The organism is Actinoplanes auranticolor (assembly GCF_018332655.1).
Lineage (GTDB): Bacteria > Actinomycetota > Actinomycetes > Mycobacteriales > Micromonosporaceae > Actinoplanes > Actinoplanes auranticolor.
Map to the genome: position 1 here is coordinate 132970 of NZ_BOQL01000024.1, position 26873 is coordinate 159842.

Genomic DNA, 26873 nt, shown 5'->3' on the forward strand with positions numbered 1-26873 from the left:
CCGTGATTTTTTCCGGAAAGGGTTGGCACTCATCCGGTGACAGTGCTAAAAAATGTCTTGTCGCTGCTGCTCACCGCGGTGATGGACCACCACGATGCGCGGCGCGACCTCGGCAGATCTGATCTGAGCCGAGCGCCACGAGCCCGCCGGACAGGCCGGCGGGTCACGTCGAGGAGGTGGATCCCGTGGTGCTGACTTTTGATCCTTTCCGCGAGTTCGACCGGCTGGCCGGGCAGGTGTTCGGCGCCGCCGCAGGCGGTTCGGCGACCATGGCGATGCCGATGGACCTGTACCGCTCGGGTGACCACTTCGTGCTGCACTGCGATCTGGCCGGCATCGACCCCGGCTCCGTCCAGGTGGACGTGGACAACCGGACGCTGACCATCCGCGCCGAACGCAGTGCCCGCACCGACGCCGACGTGCAGTGGGTACGCCGCGAGCGCGCGACCGGCACCTTCGAACGCCGGCTCACCCTGGGCGACGGTCTCGACCTCGACAAGGTCGCCGCGACCTGGCAGGACGGTGTCCTGACCCTGACCATCCCGGTGGCCGAGGCCGCCAAGCCCCGCCGCATCGAGATCGCCACCGGCACGCCCGCGGTCACCAGCGAGGCCGCGCCGCAGCAGGCGATCACGAGCTCCTGACCGCACTCCTCCCGAACGCCCGGCGGGCGGTTGCGCCCGCCGGGCACCAATCTCAGCGCGTCACCCGGATCGAGAACTCGTTGTTCGCGTCGTAGTGCGGCTGCATCGTGACACCGCCGGTGGTGATCGGCGGCAGCACGTACGCGACGTCCTTGCGGGCCACGTCGTCCAGGAACCGGCCCGGCCGGACCGCGGGTCGTCCCGGCGGGTAGCGCAGCCAGAGCTGCCACGTGCCCGCCGGCAGCGCGCCGATCCGTACCGCGAACCCCGTACCGGTGATCGAGCCCGGCAGCTCCCGGGTGGCGGCGCTCCGCAGCTCCAGCACCGGGTCGGCCGCCACCGCGCCGATCAGGCGGCCCTCGATCCGCAGGCCGTCCGCGTCGATCAGCACCGCGCCGATCTCGGCGTACACCGGCCGGTCCCGGACCGCCGCGCCGTCCGGGGTACGCAGCTGCCAGTCCCCCTCCGTCAGATCGCCGCCGACCGGCACCTTGTCGTCGTCGCGGCACCAGACCAGCTCCGCGTCGTCCGCCAGCACCAGCTCGCCGGCCGCGGTGACCAGCGCGTCGACGGTCGGAACGGCGGAGGTCGGGGCCGGGCCGAGCACCGGCTGCGGCGTGGCCGGCCGGTCCGGGCGGTGCCACCAGCGCCGGCGGGTGGCCTTGCGGGTGGCGAGACGTTCGAACAACTGCTCGTACTGCTCGGCGATCAGTGCCGGGTCGTAGCGCTGCGAGCGCGATCGCGCCCTTGGCCCACTCCGTCTCGATCGGCGTGTACGGGCCCATCATCAGCACGTTGTCGTGCAGCCCGAGCTCGGCGACCAGAGCGCGCAGCTCGTTGCGGAGCCTGCCCTGGCCGTAGACCCGCAGCTGCCAGTCCGGGCGTTCGGCCGTCACCGCGGCGAAGGCCCGGATCAGCAGGTCGTACCGCTTGCCCTGGACCAGCCGGCCGGCCGCGACCACGATCTTGTCCCGGCCGTGCGACGGTGGCACCGACGGCACCGGCACGCTGTTCGGGATGAACGTCAGCTCGGTGTGCGGGAGCCGCACCACTCGGCACCCTAGACCGGTCGCGCAACCGGCTGTCCATCCCGGGACCGGTCGCGGACCGCTCAGGAGCCGCCGTGGCGGGCGGGCGGCCGACGGGGTGCGGCAGGCGCGGGAGATCATCACCGGCAGCGCCGACGCTGACCGGCCGGGGGAACCGGTGCCGTGGTCAGCGGCCCGTGACGTCGTCGTCGCGGTCCGGGCGCCGTCCGCGCAGCAGCTTGCCGCCCAGGTTGACCAGGTCGTCGCCGACCAGCAGCAGCTCACCGACGTAGGCCGAGGCCCGGTCCATCACCAGCAGGGCCCGGTCCAGGTCCTCCGGGTCGTCGCGCAGCGCCCACAGCCGCTCGGCCTGCTCCCAGGCGTGCGCCCGGGTCACCGACACCAGCACCCGCTGGCTCCAGTCGTCCAGGCTGCCGACCAGGCGGTCGATCGTGAGCTGGAACGGCGTCGAGTAGCGCCGCCGCAGGGGCGGGATCTCCTCGAAGAAGATCTTGTTGACCAGCAGGTAGTCCGGGTGCTTCTCGTCCTCGTCCGGCGGGCCCAGCTGCTCCCAGGTGCTGACCAGGGCGAGCGCCAGGTCGTGGTTGATGTGCGCGTTGACCCCGAGCATGGCGGCGGCCAGCGGGGTCACCCGGTCGTCCTGGGCCCGGCGGAACAGCACCTCCCAGGCGTCCGGGGTGGCGGTGTCGTCGTCACCCCAGAGCCGCAGCGCGGTGAAGTAGCGCTTGGCGAACTCGACGTCGAGCAGCTCCAGGAAGTCCTTGTCGCGCACGTCCGCGGTGCGCAGGGCCTGGGCCACCCGGTCGGTGATGGTGAAGTACAGCGAGTTGAAGGCGGCGACCCTGTTCTCGGCCGGCGGGGGCAGGCGGTCGAAGATCTGCTGGGCGGTGGTCAGGTGCTTGAGCACCGTGCCGATGTCGGGACACTCGGCCCCACAGAGGTCCGCGACCTCGATGTGCGCGGGTGCCCAGCCGCGCCCCCGCGGCACGGCCGGCTGGAGCTGCAGGCGCTCCTCGCGCAGCACCCCGGCGCTGCGCTGGGCGTCGTCACGGTCGAAGGTGACTGTCATCGATTCCTCCACGCCGTACACCATGGAGAACACGGTCCCGGCTGACCAGGGTCCCGGCGGCTACCCGACAGTAAACGCCGGATTGACCAGCTCCGCGAAGCGTACGGCGTCGACGTTGCCGCCGGAGAGGATCACGCCGGTCCGGCGCGGCAGCGGCCGGACCCGCCCGGCGAGCAGCGCGGCCAGGCCGGTGGCGCCGCTGGGCTCCAGCACGATGCGCAGCCGCTCGAAGGCGAACCGCATGGCGTCGCGGATCTCGTCGTCGCTGACCAGCACGACCTCGTCGAGCAGCCGGCGGTTGATCGAGAAGGTCAGCTCGCCGGGGATGTCCGCGGCCTGGCCGTCGGCGATCGTGCGGGGCACCGGGATCGCGACCCGCTCCCCCACGGCCAGGGACCGCCGGGTGTCGTCGCCGTCCTGCGGCTCCACGCCGATCATCCGGATCCCCGGGTGCACGCCCTTGGCCGCCGTGGCGCTGCCGGCCATCAGCCCGCCGCCGCCCACCGGCGTCAGCAGCGCGTCGAGTTCGCCGGCCTGGTCGAGCAGCTCCAGCGCGGCGGTGCCCTGCCCGGCGATCACGTGCGGGTGCTCGTACGGCGGGATCAGCGCGAGCCCCCGCTCGGCCGCCAGCGCCGCGCCCAGCGCGACCCGGTCGCCGGTGTAGCGGTCGTAGGTGACGATCTCGGCGCCGTACCCGGCCGTGGCCTCCTGCTTGGACGCCGGGGTGTCCGCCGGCATCAGGATGACCGCGGTGGTGCCGAACTCCCGGGCGGCGAGCGCGACGGCCTGCGCGTGGTTGCCGGACGAGTACGCGGTGATGCCCCGGGCCCGTTGCTCCGGGTCGAGCCGGGAGACCGCGTGGTACGCGCCGCGGAACTTGAAGGCGCCGATCCGCTGGAAGTTCTCGGCCTTGAGGTGCACCTCGGTGCCGGCCAGCCGGTCCAGGGTGCGCGAGCGCAGCACGGGCGTGCGGTGCGCGACGCCGTGCAGCCGGGCGGCGGCGTCGCGGACGTCGCCGAGCGTCACACTCACGCGGCAGCACCGCGCAGAATGGCGTCCACCAGGTGCTCGGCGAAGTCGTCCTCGGGGACCTGCGGATTCCAGTGCACCATGTTCTGCATCGCGGCCGGCCCCGAGAGCATCAGCAGGGTCAGCTCCACGTCCAGGTCGGCGCGCAGCTCGCCGGTGGCGATGCCCCGGCGCAGCACGCCGCGCATCACCTCGCGCCGCGGCTCGATGACGCCCTGGTAGATCCGCCGCATCTCGGGGCTCTTGGCGATCTCCGGCAGCAGGCACATGGTGATCTTCCCGTAGTGCTCCATCCGCTTGTTGCGCATGGCGGAGATCAGCATGATGAGGTCGTCGCGGACCGAGTCGCCCACCGGCTCCGGCAGCGGGCCCTTCATGGCGGCCACCGCGTCGACCAGCAGGGCCTCCTTGTTGGGCCAGCGCCGGTAGATCGTCGCCTTGCCCACACCCGCCTTGGCCGCCACCGCCTCGATGGAGACCGCGTCGGCGCTCTGGCCCGAGCTGAGCAGGTCGAAGACCGCCTGGATGATGGCCTGGTCGGCCTGCGCGTTGCGCGGCCGGCCAGGAGCCTTGCGGTCCTGGCCGGCCGATTCGTGCACGCTGACCGTCGTCATGGGCTCCATTGTTACCGAGCCTTCATGGCGCGGCCACCTGCCCCGGTCATGACGCGTCGACCAGCGCGATGCCCTGCTCCTCGGCCAGCCCCTCGGCTGTCGTCGGGGCGGAAGCGCCGGCCGGCGGCTTGCCCGGCAGCCAGATGGCCGCCACGAGCGCGCCGAGCAGCGCGAAGATCGTGCTGCCGATCGAGGCGTAGTGCATCGCGGTGATGAAGGCGTCGTTGGCCGCGCCGATCAGCGCGTCGCCGCCCGGGCCGGCCTGGGCCGCCACCCCGTACGCGCCGGAGATGGATTCGCGGGCCACCTCGCGGGCGGCGTCCGGCAGCCCGGCAGTGGCCGTCGTGACGTCGTCGCGGTACGAGGAGGAGACGACCGCACCCAGCGCGGCCACACCCAGGGCGCCACCGATCTGCCGGATGGTGTTGCTGACCGCCGAGCCGACACCGGCCTTCTCGCGGGGCAGCACGGACATGATCGCCTCGGTGGCCGGCGGCATCACGTTGGCCATGCCCACGCCCATCAGGAAGAACAGCGCCCCGACGACCCAGATCGGCGTGGTCGCGCCGACGACCATCCAGCCGGCCAGGCCGGCCGCCACCAGGAGCAGGCCGACGGTGCTGACCAGCTTCGGGCCGAACCGCTTGACCATCGCGGCACTGCGCGGCGCGAAGACCATCTGGGCCACCGCGAACGGCACGAACAGCGCGCCGGAGGCCAGCGGACCGTAGCCGCGGACCAGCTGCAGGTAGAAGGCGCTGAAGAACATCGCCCCCATGGCCGCGAAGAAGACCAGGCCGATGGCGCCGACCGAGGCCGAGAACTGCGGGATGCCGAAGAGCTTGACGTCCAGCGAGGGGAAGGTGATGCGGCGCTCGTACAGGATGAAGGCGGTCAGGACCGCGACCGAGGCGACCAGCGTGCCCCAGGCCTCGGGCCGGCCGAAGCCATTCTCGCCGCCCTCGATGACGCCGTAGGTGAGCAGGGTGAGCCCGACGATGCTGAGCAGCACGCCGACGATGTCGATGCGGCCGGGCCGCGGGTCGCGCGATTCGGGGACCAGCATGCTGACCAGCACGACTCCGGCGATGACGACCGGCACGTTGATCAGGAAGACCGAGCCCCACCAGAAGTGCTCGAGCAGCAGGCCGCCGACGATCGGCCCGATGGCGACGCCGAGGCCGACGGCGCCGGCCCAGACGCCGATCGCCCGGCCGCGCTCCCGCGGGTCGAAGACGTTGGAGATGATCGACAGCGTCGACGGCATGATCGCGGCGGCGCCCAGGCCCATCAGCGCGCGGGCCCAGATGAGCTGGTCGGCCGTCTGGGCGTAGGCCGACACCAGCGAGGCCAGGCCGAACAGGACCAGGCCGACGTTCAGGGTGATCCGGCGGCCGAGCCGGTCGGCCAGGATGCCGGCGGTGAACAGCAGGCCGGCGAAGACCAGGGTGTACGAGTTGATGGCCCACGCGAGCTGGCTCTGGCTGGCGCCGAGCCCCTCGTCCGGGTCGGCGATGGTCCGCAGGGCGACGTTCAGGACGGTGTTGTCCAGCACGACCACCAGCAGGCTGATGACGAGTACGGCGAGAATGGCCCAGCGCCGGGGATGCCCGGTGTTCTCTGCGGTGGGAACGTCCATGCGGTGCCACTCCTGAACTCTGGCGGCGGATCCGATACGGAACAGTTCCGTATCTCTGGCCGACCGTAGACCCGTCTCCGGCGATACGGAACAGACTCGTATCGTATTGTGGGCGCCGTCACCCTCGGTCAGGTCGCTAGAGTCGGCGACCGTGCGCGCCGTACGGCCGGCCACCGGCTTCCTCACCGGTGTCCTGACCGCCGTCCTGGCGCTCGGGGGCCTGGTCATCGGCGGGCTCGGGCTGCTGCCGGCGTTCCTGTGGCCCGGCTCGCGACCCGCCGCCAGGCGCTGGGCCCGGGCCGGGGCCGACCGGCTCGCCGCCGTCGAACTGCGCCGCCGCTCCCTGTTCTTCGGTGAGCAATGGCCGCCTGCCCGGCAGCCGCTGCCCTACCTGCTCGCCCGCGTCGGTGCCGGGCTGCTCTCCGGCGTCGTGCTGGGTCTGCTCGGGGTGGGTCTCGTGCTGGCCGTGCTGGTCGTGCGCGGGCTGCTGCGCGGCTCACTCGGCGGCTGGGACCTGCTCGCCCAGCTCGTGCTCGGCGGCGTGCTGCTCTTCCTCGACCTGCAGGGCATCGCCGCCCTCGCCCGGCTCGACGCGCGGCTGGCCCGCCGGCACCTCGGGCCGCCCGAGCACGAGGTGCTGCGGCGCCGGATCGCCGAGCTCTCCGCGAGCCGGGCCGGCATCGTCCAGGCGGTGGACCGCGAACGCCGGCGCATCGAGCGCGACCTGCACGACGGTGTGCAGCAGCGGCTGGTCGCGCTGGCCGTGCTGCTCGGCCGGGCCCGGCGCCAGCGTGACCCCGCGGCGGCCGCCCGGCTGCTGGCCCAGGCCCACCAGGAGTCCGAGGACGTGCTGGTCGAGCTGCGCGAGGTCGCCTGGCGGGCCTACCCGACGGTGCTGGACGACCTCGGGCTGGCCGAGGCGCTGACCGGCGTCGCGGAACGCTCCGGGATTCCGGTGCACCTAAAGCTGCGGGTGGACCGGCCGCTGCCGCGCCCGGTGGAGACCGCGACCTACTTCGTGGTCTCCGAGGCGGTCACCAACGCCGTGAAACACTCCGGCGCGGCCCGGATCGACGTCACCGTCACCCGGACCGCCGCCGGGGTGTCCGTCCTGGTCGCCGACGACGGTGCCGGTGGTGCCGACCCGGGCGGCAGCGGCCTGTCCGGGCTGGGCCTGCGGGTCGCCGCGCTGGACGGCGTCCTTACCGTGCACAGCCCGGCCGGTGGGCCGACCGAGATCAAGGTGGAGATCCCGTGCGACTGATCCTGGCCGAGGACTCGACCCTGCTGCGCGAGGGCCTGGTCCGCCTGCTCGCCGAGGAGGGCCACGAGGTGCTCGCGGCGGTCGGCGACGGTGACGCGCTGCTGCGGGAGGTGGAACGGCACAGCCCCGAGGTGATCGTCGTGGACGTGCGGATGCCGCCCACCCACACCGACGAGGGGCTGCGGGCGGCGCTGGAGGTCCGGCGCCGGTGGCCGGCCGTGGGGGTCCTCGTCCTGTCCCAGCACGTCGAGAAGACGTACGCCACCCAGCTGCTGGGCGCCGACTCGGCCGGCGTCGGCTACCTGCTCAAGGACCGGGTGTCGCGGGTGGACGAGTTCCTCGCCTCGCTGGAACGGGTCCGCACCGGCGGCGCCGCGATCGACCCGGAGGTGGTCCGCCAGCTGCTCGCCCGGACCTCCCACATGGACCCGCTGGCCCGGCTCACCGAGCGGGAACGCGCGGTGCTGGAACAGATGGCGCAGGGCCACACCAACGCCGCCGTGGCCGCGAAGCTGCACGTGTCGCAGAGCGCGGTGGAGAAGCACGTGAACGCGATCTTCGACAAGCTGGAACTGAACCGGGCGGCCGGTTACAGCCGCCGGGTCCTGGCCGTCCTGCGTTACCTGAGCTCCTGACGGGCCCGCGATCCGGCCCCTGCGGAAACCTCGGGGCAGGGGTTTGTTGCGTCGCGGTAAAAGTCTCGATCGCCCATTGACCGGCGCCACCGCCGCTGCCGATCCTGTGACGACGGAGAGGCGGCCCGCTCCTCGGCACGGCACGTTCGTTCGGCGAAGGGACGCGGGCATGACGATCGTCATCATCGGAGCCGGAATCGTCGGGTGCGCCCTGGCGGACGAGCTCACGCTGCGCGGCCGCACCGACGTGACGGTGCTGGAGCAGGGCCCGCTGTTCAGCACGGGCGGATCCAGCTCGCACGCGCCCGGCCTGGTGTTCCAGACCAATCCGTCCCGGACGATGGCCGCTCTGGCCCGCTACACCGTGGCCAAGCTGACCAGGCTCGGCTGCTTCGACGCGGTGGGCAGCCTGGAGGTGGCTACCACGCCGCAGCGGCTGCGCGAGCTGCACCGCCGGCATGGCTTCGCGACCGCGTGGGGCATCGCCGCGGAGGTCCTCGGGCCGGACGCCTGCCGGGAGAGGTATCCGCTGCTCGGCGACGTGCGGGGCGGGCTGCACGTGCCCGGTGACGGACTGGCCCGGGCGGTCGACGCCGGCGAGGTCCAGGCCCGCCGGGCCATCGCCCGCGGCGCCCGGTTCCTGGCGCACCAGCGCGTGGTGGCGGTCGAGCACAACGGCGGCCGGGTGACGGGGGTACGCACCGACGACGCCACCTATCCGGCCGACATCGTGGTCAGCTGCGCCGGCTTCTGGGGCCCGGCCGTCGGTGCCCTGGCCGGCGTGCCCGTACCCCTGCTGCCCATGGCCCACCAGTACGCCCGCACCGCGACGCTGCCCGGCCCGCTGCCCACCCCGATCCTGCGGCATCAGGACCGCGACCTGTACTTCCGCTCGCACGGCGACCGGCTCGGCATCGGCTCCTACCTGCACCGGCCGATGCCGGTCGAGCTCAGCGAGCTGGCCGCGGGCCCGCAGCCGTCCATGCTGGCCTTCACCCCCGGCGACTTCGCCGAGTCGTGGACCGCCGCCACCGAGCTGCTGCCCACGCTGGCCGGCAGCGCGGTCGAGGAGGGCTTCAACGGCGTCTTCTCGTTCACCGCCGACGGCTTCCCGCTGCTCGGCGAGTCCCGGGAGGTGCGCGGCTTCTGGACGGCCGAGGCGGTCTGGGTGACGCACTCCGCGGGGGTGGCCCGGGCGATGGCCCAGTGGCTGGTCGACGGGCGGCCGGGCCTCGACCTGCACGAGTGTGACCTGAACCGCTTCGACGTGTCGCAGCTGTCCCCGGCGTACGTGCGGGAGCGCTCGGTGCGCAGCTTCGTCGAGGTGTACGACATCATCCATCCGCTGGACCCGCCCTCGGTCCGGGACCTGCGGGTGAGCCCGTTCCACCCCCGGCAGCGCGAGCTCGGTGCGGTGTTCGGCGAGGCGGCCGGCTGGGAGCGGCCGCTCTGGTACGAGGCCAACGCCGGGCTGCCCCGTACCGCCGTACCGCGCGACGAGTGGTCGGCCCGGCACTGGTCCCCGATCGCGGCGGCGGAGGCCCGGGCCACCCGGGAGCGCGTCGCCCTGTACGACATGACCCCGCTGACCCGCCTGGAAGTGACCGGGCCGCTCTCCTTCCTGCAGGGGCTGAGCAGCAACGACCTCGACCGGCCGGTCGGCACGGTGGTCTACACGCTGCTGCTGGACGAGGCCGGCGGCATCCGCAGCGACGTGACCGTGGCCCGCCTGGCCGAGGACCGGTTCCAGGTCGGCGTCAACGGGCCCCTGGACCTGGACTGGCTGCTGCGGCGCGCGCCGGCCGGGGTGGTCATCCGGGACATCACCGGCGCCACCTGCTGCGTCGGCGTGTGGGGTCCGCTGGCCCGGGAGCTGATCGGGCCGCTGGCCGACATCGACGTCTCGCACACCGCGTTCGGCTACTTCAGGGCCCGGCGCGCCCATCTGGGTCCGGTGCCGGTCACCATGCTCCGGCTGTCCTATGTGGGCGAGCTGGGCTGGGAGGTCTACACCACCGCCGAGCTGGGGCTGCGGTTGTGGGACACGCTGTGGGAGGCCGGCGCCGGGCTCGGGGTGGTCGCGGGCGGGCGGGCCGCGTTCACCAGCCTGCGGCTGGAGAAGGGCTACCGGGCCTGGGGCACCGACATGACCGCCGAAAACGACCCGTACGAGGCGGGCCTGGGTTTCGCCGTCAGGCTGGACCGCGGTGACTTCGTCGGGCGGTCCGCCCTGTTGCAGCGGCGTGAGCCCGCGCGCCTGCTCACCTGCCTGGTGCTGGAGGACGAGGGCTGCGTGCCGATGGGCCGGGAGCCGGTCTACGCGGACGACCGGCCGGCGGGCTTCGTGACCAGCGCGGCGTACGGGCACACCGTGGGCGCGCCGATCGCCTACGCCTGGCTGCCCGCCGAGATCGCCGTGCCCGGTACGGCCGTGCAGATCGGCTACTTCGACCGGCTGCTGCCCGCCCGGGTGACGGCCGAGCCCCTGTTCGACCCGAAACACGAACGCATCCGGCGATAGGAGCCAGCGTGGCCGCATTCGACGTCATCGTGGTCGGACTCGGTGGAATGGGCAGTGCGGCCGTCCACCAGCTCGCCGAGCGCGGGGTCCGGGTGCTGGGCCTGGAGAAGTTCGGCCCGGCGCACGACCGGGGAGCCAGCCACGGCGGCTCCCGCATCACCCGGCAGTCGTATTTCGAGAGCCCCGACTACGTGCCCCTGCTGCTGCGCGCCTACGAGCTGTACGACGCGCTGGCCCGCGACTCCGGCACCGACGTCGTCACGCTGACCGGCGGGGTGATGGTCGGGCGCCCGGAGAGCCTGACCGTCTCGGGCAGCCGGCTCAGCGCCGAGCGCTGGGGGCTCGAGCACGAGATGCTCGACGCGGCCGCGCTGCGCCGGCGCTTCCCCACGCTGAGCCCGCGCCCGGACGAGGTCGCGCTGTACGAGGCCAAGGCCGGCTTCGTGCGTCCCGAGGCCACCGTGTCGGCCCAGCTCACCCTGGCCGCGCGGGCCGGCGCCGAGCTGCGCTTCGACGAGCCGATGACCAGCTGGGCGCCGGGGCCGGGCGGCGGTGTGCGGGTGGAGACCGGATCGGGTTCGTACACGGGCGGGCAGCTGGTCATCACCCCTGGGCCGTGGGCGCCCCGGCTGCTGGCCGATCTCGGCGTGCCGTTCACCATCGAACGCCAGGTGCAGTACTGGTTCCAGCCGGTCGGCGGGGTGGCGCCGTTCACCCCCGAGCGGCACCCCATCTACATCTGGGAGGACGCCGCCGGCAGCCAGATCTACGGCTTCCCGGCCATCGACGGACCGGACGGCGGGGCCAAGGTGGCGTTCTTCCGGCGCGGCGTCGTCACCACCCCGGAGACCATCGACCGCGAGGTGCATCCGGACGAGATCCGCGCGATGGCCGACCGGACCCGGCGCAACCTGCCCGACCTGCCCGGCACGTTCCTGCGGGCCAAGACCTGCCTGTACAGCAACACCCCGGACGAGCACTTCGTGATCGCCCGGCACCCGGCGCACGAGGCGGTCACCGTCGCGTGCGGGTTCTCCGGGCACGGCTTCAAGTTCGTGCCGGTGGTCGGCGAGATCCTGGCCGACCTGGCCACCACGGGCGCGACGGCGCACCCGATCGACCTGTTCCACCCACGCCGCCTCACAGGGGTGACCTCATGACCATGACCGAGCTGCCGGCCAGCCTGCTGCGGACCCTGCCGGGCACCTACTACACCGACCCCGCCGTCTTCGCCGCCGAGCAGGAGCGGATCTTCGAGCAGATGTGGTTCTGCGCGGTGCGCGGCTCGGACATCGCCACGCCGGGCGCCTTCCGCACGGTCCGGGTGGGCCGGGAGAGTGTGCTGGTGACGCGCAACGCGGCCGGTGCGGCGCGCGCTTTCCTCAACATCTGCCGGCACCGCGGCGCCCAGCTGTGCGCCGACGACAGCGGGTCGGTCCGGCGGACGTTCCGGTGCACGTACCACGCGTGGGCGTACGACCTGGACGGCAAGCTGGTCGCGGCGCCCAACCTGGTCAAGATGCCCGACATCGACCGGGTGGAGTACGGCCTGAACGCCGTGCACGTCCGCGAGTGGCTGGGCTACGTCTGGGTCTGCCTGGCCGCCACCGCCCCGTCGTTCACCGAGACCGTGCAGGGCGCCTGCGAGCAACGGCTGGGCGACCTGGCGTCGGTCGAGCGCTACGGGATCGAGAACCTCACCGTCGGCCGGCGGATCCGCTACGACGTGCGGGCCAACTGGAAGCTCATCATCGAGAACTTCATGGAGTGCTACCACTGCGCGACGATCCACCCGGAACTGGTGCACGTGCTGCCGGAGTTCGCGGGCGGCTACGCGGCCCAGTACTACGTGGGTCACGGCGCCGAGTTCGGGCCGGACGTGGAGGGCTTCACCGTGGACGGCAGCGCCGGGACGGCCCCGATCGCGGGCATCGACGCGAGCCAGGACCGGCGCTACTACGCCGTGACCATCCGGCCGCAGGTGTTCCTCAACCTGGTGCCGGACCACGTGATCCTGCACCGGATGTACCCGCTGGCGGCGGACCGCACGGTGGTCGAGTGCGACTGGCTGTACCCGCACGAGGTGGTCGCCGAGGGCCGGGACCTGTCGCGCTCGGTGGAGCTCTTCGACCGGGTCAACCGGCAGGACTTCGACGCCTGCGAGCGCTGCCAGCCGGGGATGGCCTCGCGGGCGTACGCCGGCGGCGGGGTGCTGGTGCCCAGTGAGCACCACATCGCCGGTTTCCACGACTGGCTGCGTACCCGGCTGGCCGGCTGACCGGGTCGTAGGGTGGGTGCATGATCATCGCCCTGACCGCGGCCGGCGTCACCGTGCTGATCGACGGCACCGCCGGGCGGCTGCCCGCGGTCACCTATTGGGGCCCCGCCCTGCCGGAGCTGGACGAGGAGCAGGCCGAAGCGCTCGTCGCCGCAGCCCAGCCGGTGACCGGCTCGAACGACCCGGACGTCCGGCCGCGGATCGCGGTGCTGCCCGGCCACGACACCGGCTGGACCGGCCGACCCGGCCTGCGCGGCTCCTTCGCGGGCGCCGGCTGGTCCCCCGCGTTCGGCGTCACCGGGCTCACCGTCGACGACGTCCCGGTGGGCGCCTTCCACGCCGGTGGTACCGGGCGCGTCGAGGCCCGGGCGGTGGACGACGCCGGCCGGCTGGAGCTGCGGCTGACCCTGGAACTGCTGCCCACCGGGCTGCTGCGGGCCCACGCGGCGGTGCGCAACCTCGCCGGCGAGCCGTACGCCCTGGACGACCTGGTGCTGGCGCTGCCGGTGCCGGCCGAGGCCACCGAGCTGCTCGACTTCACCGGCCGGCACAACCAGGAACGGGTGCCGGTGCGGACACCGTTCCCGGCCGGCACGCACCTGCGGGAGAGCCGCAAGGGCCGCACCGGGGCCGACAGCGCGTACGTGCTGCACGCCGGCACGGCCGGGTTCGGCTTCGCCGCGGGCCGGATCTGGGCGGTGCACACCGCGTGGAGCGGCAACCACACGCACTACGCCGAGCAGGTGCACAGCGGCGAACGGCTGCTCGGCGGGGGCGAACTGCTGCTGCCCGGGGAGATCCGGCTGGCCACCGGCGAGAGCTACGAGAGCCCGTGGCTGTACGCGGCGTACGGCGACGGCCTCGACCAGATCGCCCGGCGTTTCCACCGGCACCTGCGCTCCCGCGAGCCCGAGGTGTCCACCCGGCGCCCGGTGACCCTCAACGTCTGGGAGGCCGTCTACTTCGACCACGACACCGACCGGCTGATCGACCTGGCCGAGCGCGCTGCGGCCGCCGGCGTCGAGCGGTACGTGCTGGACGACGGCTGGTTCGGCTCCCGCCGCGACGACACGTCCGGGCTCGGCGACTGGGTGGTCTCGCCGCAGGTCTGGCCGGCCGGGCTGCATCCGCTGGTGGACCGGGTCCGGGCGCTGGGCCTGCAGTTCGGCCTGTGGTTCGAGCCGGAGATGGTCAACCCGGACTCGGACGTGGCCCGGACCCACCCGGAGTGGATCATGTCCGCGCGTGCGGCGTGGCCGGTCGAGGCCCGCACCCAGCAGGTGCTCAACCTGGGCATCCCGGAGGCGTACGAACACGTCAGGAACCAGATCCTCGCGGTGCTGCGGGAGTACGACATCGGCTACCTCAAGTGGGACCACAACCGCGACCTGGTCGAGGCCGGCGACCGGACCCGCGGCGGGCGGCCCGGGGTGCACGCGCAGACCCTGGCGTTCTACCGGCTGCTGGACGAGATCCGCGCCGCGCACCCGGAGCTCGAGATCGAGTCCTGCTCCTCCGGCGGGGCCCGGGTCGACCTGGCGGTGCTGGAGCGTACCGATCGGGTCTGGGTCTCGGACAACATCGACCCGCACGACCGCCAGCGGATGATGCGCTGGACCACCCAGCTGGTCCCGCCGGAATACCTCGGCTCGCACATCGCCTCGGGCCGCTCGCACGTCACCGGCCGCCGCCACGACCTCGCGTTCCGGGCCGGCACGGCGATCTTCGGCCACCTGGGCATCGAATGGGACCTCGCCGAGGCCACCGCGAGCGAGACGGCCGAGCTGCGCGAGTGGGTGGCGTTCTACCAGCGCGAACGCGACCTGCTGCTCGGCGGTGACCTGGTCCGGCTGGACGGCTACGAGGAGCGCGTGCTGGTGCACGGCGTCGTCGCGCCCGACCGGTCCCGGGCGCTGTTCGCGATGGCGGTCACCGACAGCATCGCCCCGGACCCGGGCGCCCGGCTGCGCCTGCGGGACCTGGACCCGCAGGCCCGCTACCGGATCCGCCCGGTCATCATCGGCCCGGAGCCGTCCGGCCTGATCGCCCCGCGGTGGTGGGGCCCCGACCGCTCGGGCCGGATCCTGACCGGCGCGGCACTCGAACACGCCGGCGTCGCCTCTCCCCGCGTGCACCCGGACCAGGTGCTGCTCTACGCGGTCGACAGGGTCCAGCCTCGCGGCAGTGCCGGTACGAGATCACCCGGGAGTGACGATGACCCGAGCTGACGGCAGCGACGACCAGTGGGACGCCGACGAGGACGACATCGCCCGCCGCGGCACGGAGCAGGACCCGCGCTCGGGCCGGCTGTACGCCGAGGACGAGGGCCTCGGCCCGGACGAGGAGCGCGACGCGGTCGCCTTCGACGCGGGGATCGACTCCGGCACGGCGAGCGCCGAGGAGGCCACGATCCACATCAGTGACGACCCGAACGGGCCCGGCGAGGGCCCGCGGCGCTAGCGGCTCCCCGCGCCTCCCGGCCCATCCGCCCACCGGTCTCGTGACCTTGGGCGGGTGGGCTTCCGCGTGTCCGGGCAGGTCACCGCCTTCGCGCCCGGGACGGCACCGCCCGTGCATGCCGCCGAGGCCGACGTCCGGGCGCGACCGGGCGACGGACGGATGACCTCCGTCGCGTGATTACCGGACCGGGCCGGTTCACCTATGTTTCGAGGGGCCACACATCGACCGGACCCACTGAATGGATCAAGAGCCCCGATGACCCCCGGACCCGGCACCACCGCTGCGGCGGGCCCCCGCCACAGCGCCGGCAGCACCCGGATCCCCGTGCCGCGGCTCGCCGGTCAGCAGACCCGGCGGGTGACCGTGCGGCCGCGGCTGCTGCGGGTGGTGGCCGTCGTGCCGTCCTGGTCATGGACGCCGACACGACGTTGTCGCCGGAGTTCCTCGAGGTGGCCGAGCGCAACCTCACCTCCGGTGTCGGCGGCGTCGGCGGGACCTTCGCCGGCCGGCCCTGCGCGAGCGCGCTGGGCTACCTGCAGCGCATGGAGTTCCACCGGTACGGCCAGGTCGCCAAGCGGATGGGTGAACGGGCCTTCGTGCTCACCGGCACCGGCACGCTGTTCAGCTACGGCGCCCTGCTCGACGTGCGCGAGCAGCGGCGGACGGCGACCCTGCTGCCGGCCGGGCGCAGCTTCTACGACACGCATTCGCTGACCGAGGACAACGAGCTCACCTTCGCCCTGCAGACCTGCGGTTACGCGGTGCGCTCACCGGTCGGCATGTGGGCCACCACCGACGTGATGGAGACCGTGGGCAAGCTGGTCGGGCAGCGGGAACGCTGGTATCTCGGCGCGCTGCGCAACATCGCCCAGTACGGCCGGCTGATGCCGTTCCACATGCGCTGGACGTACTGGCGGCAGCAGGCCGGCCTGCTGCTCTCCGCGCTGGTCGCCGCTTTCTACCTGGTTGCGCTCGCGGTGTCGGTCATGCTGCTCGGCGGCGTGGACTTCCGCTGGTACTGGACCCTGCCGTCGCTGATCCTGCTGGCCGAACGGGTCTGGAGCGTCTGGGCCATGGGCCCGCGCGCCCGCCTGTACGCCGCCCTGTTCCTCCCGGAGCAGCTCTACACACTGCTGCTGACCTTCAGCTACGCCAGGGCTCTGGTCAAGTTCGTCCGCGGCGACAAGGGCGCCTGGGTCGCCACCTGATTCCGGCGACCATCTTCCATCGACGAAAGGCACCGAGACGTGTATTCCGCCATGCTTCCCAAGACCGGCATCGGCCTCACCCTGGGCGGGGTGACGATGAGCGTCCTGAACCTGCTCTGGCTCGGCATCGCCGTGGCGGTGCTGGGCGGCGTTCTGATCACCCTGACCAAGTTCGGCCCGCGGATCGCCCTCGAGCCGGTGCCGGTGGGGGTGCGCGGCAGCCGCTTCCGGCTGACCTTCAACGGCCGGCCGGTGACCGCCCGCAGCGCCCCGCGACACCGGCGCCGCTGACGTCCCCGCTCAGGCAGCCTCCGCCAGGGCTGCCTCGGCCTCGGCCAGCACCGCATCCGGAGCCGAGGTCGTGAGCACGTGTTCGAGGGCCTTGCGGTACGCGAGATCGAACGCCGCCGCGGCCGGCACCCCGATGTCCGGCACCACGCCCGTGCCCTCCCAGTTGCCGCCGGTCACCGGGTTGACCGAGCGGGCCAGGGGCACGGTGATCTCGACGGTGGCGGTGATGGGGAAGACCTCGGTGGGGTGGGCTCCGCCCCGCGTGGTCTCCCCGATCAGCGTCGCGCGGCCCAGCGCCTGCAGGTTGTAGCAGAACTCCTCGCCCGCCGAGAACGTGGCCCCGCTGGTCAGCACGAAGACGGGCCGGTCCGGGTACCGCTCACCGGGCAGGTGGGCGAGGCTCCAGAACTGCCGGGTACGGCCGGACGGGCCGTCGTAGATGTCGTTCAGATGCGTCTCGTCGTCACGGAACAGATAGCTGAGCCAGAACGTGACGCCGTTCGGCACGCCGCCGCGGTTCCGGCGCAGGTCGATGATCAGGGCCTCGGTGTGCACGATCAGCTCCATCGCCGCGGCGATGGCCCGGCCGCCCACCGCGGCCTCGGCGATCTGCCGCAGGTCGAGGTAGCCGACGTTGCCGTCGAGCCGTTCGACCCGGGCGATGCCGTAATTGGCGTGCCGCAGACTCTCCCGGTAGGCCGCCTCCAACTCGTCCCGGGTCAGCACGTCGTGCAGCGCCGCCTCCCGGGTCCGGACGCGCAGATGCTTGTCGGCGCAGACCTCGGCCAGGTCGGCGGTGAGCCGCGCCGCCAGGGTCTCCTCGTCCAGTCCGTCGTACTCGCCGGCCGCCCGGCGCCGACGGATCGCGTCGGCTGCCGCCGCGGCTTTCTCCGGGAAGATGTAGTTGGCGCAGAGCAGATCCAGCGCTGGGTCGATGATGTGCGGCGACATGCCGGCCAACCTAACCGGATCCGGCCGGTCCCGGTGCCCCGTCCGGGAGCCGGCACCGGACGACGTCCCGGTGCCGGCTCCGGCGATCGGTATCTCAGGTGGCCGGGGTGCCGGTCACCTTCAGGGCGTCGAGGCGGCCGATGTTGTCGAACGAGCCGAAGCCGACCCGCCCCGAGCCGAACGTCGTGTCGCGGGCCGTCATCAGCGGGTCCCGCGATCCGTCCACGTACACCGCGATCTCGCCGGTCGCCGGCAGGTGCCGGACCACCACGTCGTGCCAGTCGCGGTCGACCACCGCCGGGTTCGCGCCGCGGGAGCGGCCGTTCCACTGGTAGTCGAGGCGCTCCCGGTCGGCGTTGTTCACCTTGAAGATGCCGTTGTGCGGGTAGATCGTGTTGTCCGTGGACAGGTGGGCGTAGTAGAACTCCGTGTCCGAGCGGTAGCCGAAGACGATGATCACGTCGCGGTTGGTGACCTCGACCGGTTCGTCCAGGCGTACCGTCGCCTTGATCTCGACCGACGACAGGGCCGGGCCCGCCGTCAGGACCGCGTACTCGAACGGGCGCCGCGGGCCGGGGCGCTGCACGCCCGCCTCCGCGAGGATCACCTCGTCGCCGGTGAGGCGCCACTTGGCCGGGGTGACCGGCGCCCAGCTCGCCGGTTCCATCGTGGGCCGCACCCGGGTGTGGCCCACCGGCCCGGCCGCGAAGGTACGGGTGCCGGTCACCTTCCAGACCTTGCCGTTCGCCTTGGCCAGCAGGTAGAGCTCGCCCCGGGCGTCGGTGCCGAACCGCAGGTCGACCCGGTTGGGGTCGCCGGGCGCGCCCGGTCCGGACAGGTCCTGCATGCGCACTGCGGTGCCGGAGGCGTCGAACAGCTGGAGCCGGTGGATGGTGGCCGCGGGCCGGCCGCGGCGCATCTCGCTCGCCTCGGTGTAGAGCACCCGGCCGTCGACCAGGTCGCCGAAGACGTACTTGCCGCGCAGGGCGGGCACGTCGCGGCCGCGGTAGACGAAGCCGCCGGCCACGGCCACCCCGACGTCGGAGGTGCAGTTCCAGCCCGGCGGCGGGTTGTGGTCGTACGCGGCCACCGGGTACGTGTAACCGGCGTCGTCGGCCGGCAACGGCAGCAGCCGGTCGCACGGGTTCGTGGCGCTCCTGTCGTAGACGTACGTGCCCTCGCGCTCGCTCCAGCCCAGGTTGTCCCCGGCGCGCACCTCGTAGATGGCCTCGACCGCGTGCTCACCGATGTGGCCCAGGTACAGCCGGCCCGTCGCCCGGTCCCAGCTGAACCGGTGCGGGTCGCGCATGCCGTACGCGTAGATCTCGCCCAGCCGCCCGGCCTGCCCCACGTACGGGTTCGACGCCGGGATGCCGTACCTGCCGTTCGGCGCGTTGGTGCCGCTCGGGTCGATGCGCAGCAGCTTGCCGTGCGGCAGTGCCAGGTTCTGCGGGTCGGTGTTGTTCGCGCCCTGGCCCCCGTCGCCGACGGCCAGGTAGAGCAGTCCGTAGTCGGCGTCGCCGGGCCGGGCGGTGGAGTTGAAGTTGATCTCCTGGATGCCGTGGATCTGGCCGCCGAAGCCGATCCGCAGCACCTCGCGGTGGGTGCCGGCGAAGGTGCGGGCGGCCGGGTCGGTGGCCTTCCACTCGGTGATGACCCCGTGGAACAGCACGGTCGTCTGCCGGTAGTCCGGGACGTCGCTGGTGATCGCCCCTTCCTCGGTGTGGATGGTGTAGAACAGGCCGTTGCGCTGGAAGTCCGGGTGGAACGCGACGTACCCGAAGCCCTGGCCGAGGCCGCGGCCGGAGAAGAACTCCGGCTGGAAGGTCGCGGCCACGTCGAGGTAGACGTGCGGCACCCCGTTCTCCACGAAGTACAGGTTGCCGTTCAGGTCGGGCACCGCGCGCCGGCCCGAGCCGTCCGGCACCTCCATGATGGTGTTGATCCGGGCGACCCGGTTGAGCCGCTGGTCGATCAGCGGCGGGTCGGTGGACGACTGCGGGAAGCTCGCGTACTCGGAGAGCACCAGGCCGAGCCGGGAGGTCACCGGTTCGGTGGGTATCGGGTCGTGGACGGCGCCGTCCGCGGCCTGGGCCGCCTGGGGCAGACCGACCAGAGCGGACAACAGCAGGGCGGCGACGGGCAGGATCCTTCGGAACATCATTACCCCCGGGTCATGAAGCGGTACTGGCTCGCGACGTCGCGCGCCGGGAGCGAGCGGTCGAGGAGCATGAGCGCGTCCATCCGGCAGTCGCACGGGTTACGGTCCGGCGAGCCCTGCCAGGGGAAGCTGCCGCCGATCTTGATGCCGCGCGGATCGGTGGCCGTGGTGACGTGCGGTCCAGGGCCGTTGATCAGCCACGGGTCGTCGGTACGGGTGGAGAAGCCCTCGACCGCCCGGCCGTTGCGGTAGAGCGCCATGGTGCCCGTGGTGAAGTCGAACGTGGCGGTCAGGTGCACCCACTCGTCCTTGGGCAGCAGGGTGCGCCAGTCCTCGTTCGCGGCGAACGTCTGCGAGGTGCCACCGTCGATGCGGCGGCCGAGCGCGACCAGGCGCAGCGTGCCGTTGACGTCGATCAGTTCGAGCAGCGCGCGCACGGCGTGCCCGTCGGAGTCGCCGGTCAGGACGCCGGCCAGGCCGATCGCGTTGAAGCCGGCGGCCGGGCCGTCCATCGAGCGTTTGAACCAGCCCATCACGGTGGTGCCCTCGGCCGCGTTGAAGGCGCGCAGCGTACGGACGCCGCTGGCCGACCAGATGCCCGCCTTCCAGTCGTCGGTGGTGCCGGCGGCGACCGGCCGGGTCTGCAGGACCTTGCGGCCGCCGGGGTAGGCCCGGTCGGTCACCCGCATGGCGGCGCCGCCGTTGACCAGCTCGATCTCGGTGCCGGAGCGGCCCCGGTCGGCCTCCAGCGCGGGATCCGAGGGCATCGGGTGGTCGAAGTCGTAGAAGGCGACCAGGCTCGATCGCAGCGACGGATGGACGTCACGCGGGCCGGTGGAGCCCGCCTGCGCCGGGACCGCGGCGGCGCCGATCGCGACGACCACGGCGGTGGCGAGGAGTGCGCGCCTCATCGGAACACCTCTCAGCTCTTCGGAGTGACTTTCGGCTCGGCGGGACGGCCACCGAGGTAGAGCTCACCGAGCTGGGGATCGGCCAGTAGCTGGGCGGCCGGGCCGGAGATGTGCACCCGGCCGAGGTCGAGCACGCAGCCGATGTCGGCGGTCTCCAGCGCCCGCCGCGCGTTCTGCTCGACCAGCAGCACGGCTGTGCCGGCGTCGCGCATCCGCGCGACCTGCTCGAAGATGGTGCTGGTGGCCTTCGGGTCGAGGCCCATCGAGGGCTCGTCGAGCAGCACCACCTTCGGGTCGACCATCAGCGAGCGGGCGAACTCGACCTGCTTCTGCTGGCCGCCGGAGAGCAGGCCGGCGAGCGATCCCCAGCGCTCGGCGACCACCGGGAAGAGGTCCTTGACGAAGGCGGCCCGGTCGGCGGCCTTCGCCTTGTCCTTCAGGGTGTAGCCGCCGAGCAGGACGTTCTCCTCGACGGTCATCTCCCGGAAGACGCTGTGGCCCTGCAGCACCAGAGCGACGCCGGCGGCCAGCATCCGCTGCGGGCCGGTGCCGGTGACGTCCTTCCCGCCGACCAGGATCCGCCCGGACCGGGGCTTGAGCAGCCCGCTGGCCACCTTGAGCACGGTGGACTTGCCGGCCCCGTTCGGCCCGACCAGGCAGACCACCGAGCCGGCCGGCACCGCGACGCTGAAGCCGCGCAGCACCGGGGCGGCCCGGCCGTAGCCGGCCTGGACGTCGACCAGTTCAATTTCACTTTGTGAATTTGCCTGGGTTTTCCGCCGCGGGGATTCAGCTGCCAAGGTAGGCCCCCAACACGCGCTCGTCGGTGCGGATCAGCGACGGCGGGCCCTCGGCGATCGGGCGGCCGCGGTCGAAGACCACGATGTGGTCGCTGATGCTCATCACCAGGTCCATGTTGTGCTCGACGATCACGAAGGTGCGGCCCTCGGCGTTGAGGTCGCGCACCAGGGTGCCGATGCGGTCGAGCAGTGCCGGGTTGACGCCGCCGGCCGGCTCATCGAGCAGCACGGTGGCCGGCTCGCCCATCAGCACCCCGGCCAGCTCCAGCAGCTTCTGCTGGCCCCAGGACATGTTGCGGGCCTCGATGTCGATCAGGTGCTCGATGCCCAGCCGGGTCAGCCAGCCGCGGGCCCGGTCGACCTCGGCGCGGTGCCGCGCGCCGCGCAGCCCGCCGCTCACCCCGCCCGGGCGTACGGCGGCCAGCACGTTGTCCAGCGCCGTCATCCGGGGGAACACCCGGCAGAGCTGGAACGTACGGCCCACCCCGGCCCGGGCGATCGCGTGCGGCGCCTTGCGGGTGATGTCGGTGCCGCCGTACGTGACCGTGCCGCTGTCGGCCCGGATCATCCCGGTGACGCAGTTGAAGTAGGTGGTCTTGCCGGAACCGTTGGGCCCGATGAGCGCGTTGATCCGGCCCTCGCGGAAGGTCACCGTGGCACCGTCGAGCGCCACCACTCCCCCGAACGCCTTGCGCAGGTCCACCGTCGCGAGGCTCACTTGGCCACCTCCGCCCGTTGCCGTTCGGTCTGCAGGTCGGCCGCGCTGACCTCGCGGATCGAGCTCTGTGGCGACTTGCGCAGGCGCTGCCACAGGCCGGTGATCGCGGGGAGCACGCCGTCGGGCATGAACATCACGACCAGCCCCAGTAGCACACCGGTGGCGACCAGGTGCAGCGGGGTGTTGCCGAACTGGCCCTTGAAGTACTCCAGCGCGGTGCCCACGATCAGCGCGCCGGCCAGCGGGCCGAACAGGTTGCGCACGCCGCCGAGCAGCGCCATCAGCACCAGGTAGGAGCCGGTGAGGATGGAGAACTGGAAGACCGGGTCGAGGTCGCCGAACCACAACGCGTAGAGGCCGCCGGCCAGCGCGGTGAAGCCGGCCGACACCACGAAGACGATCAGCTTGTACGTGAACGTCGGGGTGCCCAGCGCCTCGGCCTTGTCCTCGTCCTCGCGGATGGCCTTCAGGCCCAGGCCGAAGCGGGAGCGGTCGATGACCCACCAGGCCAGCAGGGCGAGCGCCAGCAGGCCGGCGAACAGGTAGTAGAAGACCCGGTGGTGTTCCGGGCGCAGCAGGTCCGGGAAGGGCCGGGGCACGACCAGTCCCCGCGAGCCGCCGGTCACCGAGGACCAGCTCTGGAACACCAGCAGCAGGATCAGCACCAGGGCGATCGAGACGATGACGAAGGACGCACCGCGTACCCGCAGCGCGGCCAGGCCGATCGGCACCGCCAGGGCCGCGACCGCCAGCGCGGCCACCGCCAGGGCCACGAAGCTGGGCAGTCCCGCCTTGGTGACCAGCAGCGCGGTGCCGTAGCCGCCGAGGCCGGCCAGCGCGCCGTGCCCGAGCGAGATGTAGCCGGTGAAGCCGCCGACGAAGTTCCACGAGGTGGCCAGCACCGCGTAGTTCAGCACCACGATGCCGGCCGACAGGATGTACGGATTCGGGGCCAGGCCGGGGAACGACAGGACCGCCGCGGCCAGCACGACCAGCCCGACCGCTCTAGAAACGCTGAGCAAGGCGACCTCCGAAGAATCCCTGCGGCCGGAACGCCAGCGTGGCGAAGAGCGCCAGGTAGAAGATGGTCTGCGCCCAGGTGGTGCCGAGCGGGATCTGCAGCAGGCTCTGGATCAGCCCGAGCAGCACCGCGGCGGCCGCCGCCCCGGGCACGCTGCCGAGCCCGCCGACCACGATGATGGCCATCAGCGGGCCGATCCAGTGCCAGTGCAGCGACGGGTAGATGGTGGTGTCCAGCGACAGCGCCGTGCCGCCGATCGCGGCCGTGGCCAGCCCGAGCCCGAAGCCGTAGCCGGCCACCCGCTCGGTGTCGATGCCGACCAGCCGGGCCGCGTCGCGGTGCTGGATGGTGGCCCGCAGCGCCCACCCGAAGGTGGTCTTCTTCATCAGCAGGTACAGCGCGGCGAGCGCGAGCACGGCCAGCCCGAAGGCGATCAGCTTGACCACCGCGATCCGTGCGCCGAACACCTGCAGGCCGGCCGAGCCGTAGCCGAGCTGGATGCGGCGCTGGGTGCCGGTGAACGCGTACCCGAGCAGTCCCTCGATGATCAGCGCGACGGCGAAGGTCAGCAGCACCGACATCATGGTCAGCGTGATCGCCCGCAGCCGCGACAGCAGCCCCCGCTGCAGGAGCACGCCGGCGCCGAAGAACAGCGGCACGGTCACGATCATCGAGAGCAGCGGGTCGATGCCCAGCCGGGTGTGCGTCCACCAGGCAAGGTACGCGGCCAGGATCAGGAACGCCGAGTGCGCGATCATGACCACCCGCATGATGCCGAAGTAGAGCGTGAGCCCGGCCGCCAGCAGGGCGTAGAGCCCGCCGAGCAGCAGACCCAGGATCACACTCTGGAACAGCAGGGCGCCGGAGGGCATGAGCGCCTCACCAGGCCGGCTTGGGGTAGACGAACTCGGCTTCCTTGACCGCCTCCGGCAGCACGATCCTGATCCTGCCGCCGACCCACTGCTGGATCATGTGCGCACCCTGCGGCTTGCCGGTCTGGTCCCAGCTCAGCGGCCCGACCACGGTCTCCACCTTGTTGCCGTGCACCCAGTCGACCAGCTTCTTCTGGCAGTCACCCTGCTCGGCGCAGCCCACGGCGGTCACCGCGGCCGCGACGACCTGCCCGGTCGTGTACGCGTTGGCCTGGTCCTCGTCGGGCGCCTTGCCGAACTGCGCGGTGAACTTCTCGACGAACTCCTTGTTGCTCGGGTACGGCGCGTCCGGGCTGTACCCGGTCGGCGAGAGCACGCCCTCGGTCTTGTTGCCGATCGCCTTGGCGAACTCGGGGTTGGTCGGCGCCCCGGAGAAGGCCGCGAGCTTCGGCTGGTAGTTCAGCTGTTGCAGGGCGACGATCAGGTTGACGCCGTCCTGGTACTGCGAGCCGCCCACCAGCATGTCCGCCTTGGACGAGGCGATCTTGGCGGCGATGCTGCTGAAGTCGGTGGTGTTCGGCGGATAGACCTCGTTGACGACGGTCTTGATCCCGGCCGCCTCCAGCTTGTCCTTGAGGCCGTACGCCGTGCCCTGCGCGAACGGGTCGTCCATGGCCGCGTAGGCCACCGTCTTCGGCCGCTTGTCGGCCGGCAGCGCCAGCAGGTATTCGGCCAGGTGGTTGTAGTGGTCGTTCGCCACCGCCGGGGCCGCGTAGAACAGGTTCTTGAAACCCTGGGAGAAGACCTCCTTGGCCGCGCCGGCCGGCTCGACGAAGAGCATGCCGTACTCCTCCGCGACCCGGGCCGCGGGCACCACGAGGCGGGTGGAGAACGGGCCGACCACGAGGTCGGCCTCGTCGCTGCCGATCAGCTGCTCGTAGTCGGCGACGACCCGGTCCGCGTTGGACTGGTCGTCCAGGATCTTCAGCTGGATCTGGCGCCCGAGCAGGCCGCCCTTGTCGTTGGTGATCTTGGCCCAGGCCTCGTAGCCCTGCTGCACGCCCTTGCCCGGCTCGGAGAAGTCGCCGGTCAGGGGCAGTGAGATGCCCACCAGGATGGGGTCGTCGGTGGCGGTGGAACCGCCGTCGCCGTCGCCGCTGCACGCGCCGAGGGCGAGGATCGTGGTCGCGCCAAGGGCCGTGGCCCAACGTGTACGCCGTAGTGATGAACGCATCCTCGGAAGCTCCTTTGCCCCGGACGTAAGCGCTTGCGAAAGCGCTTACGTAGCCTAGGGTGTGGTTCACGTCACTGGCAATAGCGGCGTAACCTCAGCTTCACCGTCGGTGATCAACTACGTGTGACCGTTTCCGTGGAGAGTGGACGGATGCCCAAGCCCGGTCCGAGGCTGCGCCTCGTCGACGTCGCCGAACGTGCCGGTGTCTCGCTGGCCACCGCCTCCCGGGCCCTGGCCGGCCGCGACGGGGTCAGCGAGGAAGTGGCCAACCGGATCCGGCAGATCTCGCGCGAGCTGGGCTACGTGGCCAACCCGTACGCCCGGACCCTGGCCGGCGGGGCCAGCTCCACCGTGGGCCTGGTCGTGCACCAGGTGGACGACCCGTACTTCTCCGAGATCGCCGGCGGGGTCATCCAGGTCGCCGACGAGCAGAGCCTGCTGGTGCAGATCTGCCACTCCGGCCGCGACCCCGGCCACGAGCTGCGCCAGATCCGCAACCTGATCGCCCAGCGGGTCGGCATCATCATCGTGGCCGGCTCGGGCTACGACGACCCGCGCATCGAGGCGGAGGCCAAGGCCGACCTGTCGGCGTTCCAGAGTCTCGGCGGCCGGGTCGCGGTCATCGGCCGGCACTCGCTGGGCGTCGACGCCGTGCTGCCCGACAACGAGGCCGGCGGCCGCGCGCTCGGCGACCACCTGGTCGGGCTCGGCCACCGCCGGATCGCGGTGGCCGCGGGCACCCCGGGCCTGACCACGGTGGCCGACCGGCTCGCCGGGGTGGCGGCGGGACTGCGCGCGCACGGGCTCTCCCTGGCCGGCCTGCCGGTCGTACACACCGACTTCACCCGCGACGGCGGCCGGGCCGCAGCCGACCGGATCATCGACGAGCACCCGAACACCACGGCGATCGTGGCCCTCAACGACGCGATGGCGATGGGCGTGCTGTCCACGCTGCGCGCCCGCCGGATCCGGGTGCCGGAGCAGATGTCCGTGGTGGGCTTCGACGACGTGTCGGTGGCGGCGGACCTGGCGCCGAGCCTGACCACGGTCCGGCTGCCGATGACGGACATGGGGCGGATGGCGCTGGACCTGGCCCTCAAGCCCCGGTCGGCCCGGCCCCGGCGGCGCCCCACCGGCCATCAGCTGATCGTCCGCGACTCGACCGGGCCGGCACCCACCCGCTGACTACGCGGCCGGGGCGACCTCGCGCCGGGCCCGGACGAATCCCCGCACGGCCTGGAAGACCGTGAGGTAGCCGTAGCCCTGCACGGTGGTGGCGATCCACCACCTCGGGCTGCTCCAGTGCCAGCCCCGGACCAGCTCGAAGTCCACCAGCCACCACCCGGCCACGACGGCGGCCAGACCCACGACACCGCGTACCACTGCTCCCGTTGTGCTCATGGGAACGACGCTATCGACGACGCGGCCCCGGCCTCTTCCCTCTCGCGACCGGAACCGGCTATGCCTCAGGCACTAGGTGGGCCGGCTTCGACGAAAGCCGGGC

The 26873-nt window shown here is 72.4% G+C and carries 25 protein-coding genes and 1 pseudogene; 11 read left to right on the top strand and 15 right to left on the bottom strand.

The annotated features are described in order from the left end of the window. Nucleotides 1–185: 185 nt before the first annotated feature. On the top strand, nt 186–644 hold the full coding sequence (locus Aau02nite_RS15025; protein ID WP_212989024.1) for an Hsp20/alpha crystallin family protein: 459 nt from the start codon (nt 186–188) through the stop codon (nt 642–644). A 52-nt stretch (nt 645–696) separates the two neighbouring features. On the opposite strand, the gene Aau02nite_RS15030 is transcribed toward Aau02nite_RS15025, so the two are convergent. The 6 genes and pseudogenes from Aau02nite_RS15030 to Aau02nite_RS15055 all read right to left on the bottom strand — a co-directional run bounded on the left by Aau02nite_RS15030 (nt 697) and on the right by Aau02nite_RS15055 (nt 6044). Then, the gene (locus tag Aau02nite_RS15030; RefSeq protein ID WP_212989025.1) at nt 697–1332 is read right to left on the bottom strand and encodes a hypothetical protein; all 636 of its coding nucleotides are present in this window, start codon (nt 1330–1332) and stop codon (nt 697–699) included. Nucleotides 1333–1375: 43 nt separating this feature from the next. Further along, nucleotides 1376–1813, bottom strand: a pseudogene (locus Aau02nite_RS47860) (glycosyltransferase); the annotation flags it as partial. A gap of 46 nt (nt 1814–1859) precedes the next feature. After that, on the bottom strand, nt 1860–2762 hold the full coding sequence (locus Aau02nite_RS15040) for a DUF5995 family protein (protein ID WP_246595158.1): 903 nt from the start codon (nt 2760–2762) through the stop codon (nt 1860–1862). A 60-nt stretch (nt 2763–2822) separates the two neighbouring features. After that, nucleotides 2823–3794, bottom strand: coding sequence for a threonine ammonia-lyase (locus Aau02nite_RS15045; RefSeq protein WP_212989027.1), 972 nt, complete (start codon nt 3792–3794; stop codon nt 2823–2825). Continuing rightward, a complete protein-coding gene (locus Aau02nite_RS15050; RefSeq protein ID WP_307857891.1) occupies nt 3791–4405 on the bottom strand; it encodes a TetR/AcrR family transcriptional regulator in 615 nt (204 codons plus the stop codon). The genes Aau02nite_RS15045 and Aau02nite_RS15050 overlap by 4 nt, the downstream gene beginning before the upstream one ends. Nucleotides 4406–4451: 46 nt before the next feature. Further along, nucleotides 4452–6044 carry an MFS transporter gene (locus Aau02nite_RS15055; protein WP_212989029.1) on the bottom strand — a complete coding sequence of 531 codons (1593 nt, stop codon included), beginning with the start codon at nt 6042–6044 and terminating at the stop codon, nt 4452–4454. 151 nt (nt 6045–6195) lie between these two features. Between Aau02nite_RS15055 and Aau02nite_RS15060 the strand changes: the two genes are divergently transcribed. The 9 genes from Aau02nite_RS15060 to Aau02nite_RS15100 all read left to right on the top strand — a co-directional run bounded on the left by Aau02nite_RS15060 (nt 6196) and on the right by Aau02nite_RS15100 (nt 16701). Beyond that, nucleotides 6196–7308, top strand: a complete 1113-nt coding sequence (locus Aau02nite_RS15060) for a sensor histidine kinase (protein WP_212989030.1) — start codon at nt 6196–6198, stop codon at nt 7306–7308. After that, on the top strand, nt 7299–7943 hold the full coding sequence (locus Aau02nite_RS15065; RefSeq protein WP_212989031.1) for a response regulator: 645 nt from the start codon (nt 7299–7301) through the stop codon (nt 7941–7943). Before Aau02nite_RS15060 ends, Aau02nite_RS15065 begins: the two co-directional genes overlap by 10 nt. A gap of 169 nt (nt 7944–8112) precedes the next feature. Then, a complete protein-coding gene (locus Aau02nite_RS15070) occupies nt 8113–10464 on the top strand; it encodes a GcvT family protein (RefSeq protein ID WP_212989032.1) in 2352 nt (783 codons plus the stop codon). An 8-nt stretch (nt 10465–10472) separates the two neighbouring features. Beyond that, the gene (gene solA, locus Aau02nite_RS15075) at nt 10473–11624 is read left to right on the top strand and encodes an N-methyl-L-tryptophan oxidase (protein WP_212989033.1); all 1152 of its coding nucleotides are present in this window, start codon (nt 10473–10475) and stop codon (nt 11622–11624) included. Next, the gene (locus tag Aau02nite_RS15080) at nt 11621–12742 is read left to right on the top strand and encodes an aromatic ring-hydroxylating oxygenase subunit alpha (protein WP_212989034.1); all 1122 of its coding nucleotides are present in this window, start codon (nt 11621–11623) and stop codon (nt 12740–12742) included. Before solA ends, Aau02nite_RS15080 begins: the two co-directional genes overlap by 4 nt. 20 nt (nt 12743–12762) lie before the next feature. Next, nucleotides 12763–14970, top strand: coding sequence for an alpha-galactosidase (locus Aau02nite_RS15085; protein WP_212989035.1), 2208 nt, complete (start codon nt 12763–12765; stop codon nt 14968–14970). After that, the gene (locus tag Aau02nite_RS47375; protein ID WP_212989036.1) at nt 14957–15202 is read left to right on the top strand and encodes a DUF5709 domain-containing protein; all 246 of its coding nucleotides are present in this window, start codon (nt 14957–14959) and stop codon (nt 15200–15202) included. The genes Aau02nite_RS15085 and Aau02nite_RS47375 overlap by 14 nt, the downstream gene beginning before the upstream one ends. Nucleotides 15203–15375: 173 nt before the next feature. Continuing rightward, on the top strand, nt 15376–16410 hold the full coding sequence (locus Aau02nite_RS15095) for a glycosyltransferase family 2 protein (RefSeq protein WP_281420990.1): 1035 nt from the start codon (nt 15376–15378) through the stop codon (nt 16408–16410). Between the two features lie 51 nt (nt 16411–16461). After that, nucleotides 16462–16701: a hypothetical protein gene (locus Aau02nite_RS15100; protein WP_212989038.1), complete on the top strand. Its 240-nt coding sequence runs from the start codon at nt 16462–16464 to the stop codon at nt 16699–16701. 9 nt (nt 16702–16710) lie between these two features. Here Aau02nite_RS15100 and Aau02nite_RS15105 read toward each other — a convergent pair whose 3' ends face one another. The 8 genes from Aau02nite_RS15105 to Aau02nite_RS15140 form a co-directional block, all read right to left on the bottom strand. Continuing rightward, nucleotides 16711–17652 carry a S41 family peptidase gene (locus Aau02nite_RS15105; protein WP_212989039.1) on the bottom strand — a complete coding sequence of 314 codons (942 nt, stop codon included), beginning with the start codon at nt 17650–17652 and terminating at the stop codon, nt 16711–16713. A 94-nt stretch (nt 17653–17746) separates the two neighbouring features. Beyond that, complete coding sequence (locus Aau02nite_RS15110; RefSeq protein WP_212989040.1) at nt 17747–19813, bottom strand: PQQ-dependent sugar dehydrogenase; 2067 nt, start codon at nt 19811–19813, stop codon at nt 17747–17749. Nucleotides 19814–19815: 2 nt separating this feature from the next. Further along, nucleotides 19816–20724 carry a LamG-like jellyroll fold domain-containing protein gene (locus tag Aau02nite_RS15115; protein WP_212989041.1) on the bottom strand — a complete coding sequence of 303 codons (909 nt, stop codon included), beginning with the start codon at nt 20722–20724 and terminating at the stop codon, nt 19816–19818. 11 nt (nt 20725–20735) lie between these two features. Beyond that, nucleotides 20736–21524, bottom strand: a complete 789-nt coding sequence (locus Aau02nite_RS15120) for an ABC transporter ATP-binding protein (protein ID WP_212989042.1) — start codon at nt 21522–21524, stop codon at nt 20736–20738. Further along, nucleotides 21514–22242, bottom strand: coding sequence for an ABC transporter ATP-binding protein (locus Aau02nite_RS15125; protein WP_212989043.1), 729 nt, complete (start codon nt 22240–22242; stop codon nt 21514–21516). Before Aau02nite_RS15125 ends, Aau02nite_RS15120 begins: the two co-directional genes overlap by 11 nt. Continuing rightward, a complete protein-coding gene (locus Aau02nite_RS15130; RefSeq protein ID WP_212989044.1) occupies nt 22239–23264 on the bottom strand; it encodes a branched-chain amino acid ABC transporter permease in 1026 nt (341 codons plus the stop codon). Before Aau02nite_RS15130 ends, Aau02nite_RS15125 begins: the two co-directional genes overlap by 4 nt. After that, nucleotides 23248–24135, bottom strand: a complete 888-nt coding sequence (locus tag Aau02nite_RS15135) for a branched-chain amino acid ABC transporter permease (RefSeq protein WP_212989045.1) — start codon at nt 24133–24135, stop codon at nt 23248–23250. The genes Aau02nite_RS15130 and Aau02nite_RS15135 overlap by 17 nt, the downstream gene beginning before the upstream one ends. Nucleotides 24136–24142: 7 nt before the next feature. Next, nucleotides 24143–25369: an amino acid ABC transporter substrate-binding protein gene (locus Aau02nite_RS15140; protein ID WP_212989046.1), complete on the bottom strand. Its 1227-nt coding sequence runs from the start codon at nt 25367–25369 to the stop codon at nt 24143–24145. A gap of 150 nt (nt 25370–25519) precedes the next feature. Between Aau02nite_RS15140 and Aau02nite_RS15145 the strand changes: the two genes are divergently transcribed. Next, on the top strand, nt 25520–26554 hold the full coding sequence (locus tag Aau02nite_RS15145) for a LacI family DNA-binding transcriptional regulator (protein WP_212989047.1): 1035 nt from the start codon (nt 25520–25522) through the stop codon (nt 26552–26554). Here Aau02nite_RS15145 and Aau02nite_RS15150 read toward each other — a convergent pair whose 3' ends face one another. Next, a complete protein-coding gene (locus Aau02nite_RS15150; RefSeq protein WP_212989048.1) occupies nt 26555–26770 on the bottom strand; it encodes a hypothetical protein in 216 nt (71 codons plus the stop codon). Nucleotides 26771–26873 lie beyond the last annotated feature (103 nt).

Excerpts from the sequence above, each read along its gene's own strand:
- Aau02nite_RS15085 (WP_212989035.1), top strand. The coding sequence starts at position 12,763 with ATGATCATCGCCCTGACCGCGGCCGGCGTCACCGTGCTGATCGACGGC.
- Aau02nite_RS15115 (WP_212989041.1), bottom strand. The coding sequence starts at position 20,724 with ATGAGGCGCGCACTCCTCGCCACCGCCGTGGTCGTCGCGATCGGCGCC.
- Aau02nite_RS15110 (WP_212989040.1), bottom strand. The coding sequence starts at position 19,813 with ATGTTCCGAAGGATCCTGCCCGTCGCCGCCCTGCTGTTGTCCGCTCTG.
- Aau02nite_RS15055 (WP_212989029.1), bottom strand. The coding sequence starts at position 6,044 with ATGGACGTTCCCACCGCAGAGAACACCGGGCATCCCCGGCGCTGGGCC.
- Aau02nite_RS15150 (WP_212989048.1), bottom strand. The coding sequence starts at position 26,770 with ATGAGCACAACGGGAGCAGTGGTACGCGGTGTCGTGGGTCTGGCCGCC.
- Aau02nite_RS15050 (WP_307857891.1), bottom strand. The coding sequence starts at position 4,405 with ATGACGACGGTCAGCGTGCACGAATCGGCCGGCCAGGACCGCAAGGCT.
- Aau02nite_RS15100 (WP_212989038.1), top strand. The coding sequence starts at position 16,462 with ATGCTTCCCAAGACCGGCATCGGCCTCACCCTGGGCGGGGTGACGATG.
- Aau02nite_RS15135 (WP_212989045.1), bottom strand. The coding sequence starts at position 24,135 with ATGCCCTCCGGCGCCCTGCTGTTCCAGAGTGTGATCCTGGGTCTGCTG.
- Aau02nite_RS15070 (WP_212989032.1), top strand. The coding sequence starts at position 8,113 with ATGACGATCGTCATCATCGGAGCCGGAATCGTCGGGTGCGCCCTGGCG.
- Aau02nite_RS15080 (WP_212989034.1), top strand. The coding sequence starts at position 11,621 with ATGACCATGACCGAGCTGCCGGCCAGCCTGCTGCGGACCCTGCCGGGC.
- Aau02nite_RS15040 (WP_246595158.1), bottom strand. The coding sequence starts at position 2,762 with ATGACAGTCACCTTCGACCGTGACGACGCCCAGCGCAGCGCCGGGGTG.
- Aau02nite_RS15140 (WP_212989046.1), bottom strand. The coding sequence starts at position 25,369 with ATGCGTTCATCACTACGGCGTACACGTTGGGCCACGGCCCTTGGCGCG.
- Aau02nite_RS15105 (WP_212989039.1), bottom strand. The coding sequence starts at position 17,652 with ATGTCGCCGCACATCATCGACCCAGCGCTGGATCTGCTCTGCGCCAAC.
- Aau02nite_RS15145 (WP_212989047.1), top strand. The coding sequence starts at position 25,520 with ATGCCCAAGCCCGGTCCGAGGCTGCGCCTCGTCGACGTCGCCGAACGT.
- Aau02nite_RS47375 (WP_212989036.1), top strand. The coding sequence starts at position 14,957 with ATGACCCGAGCTGACGGCAGCGACGACCAGTGGGACGCCGACGAGGAC.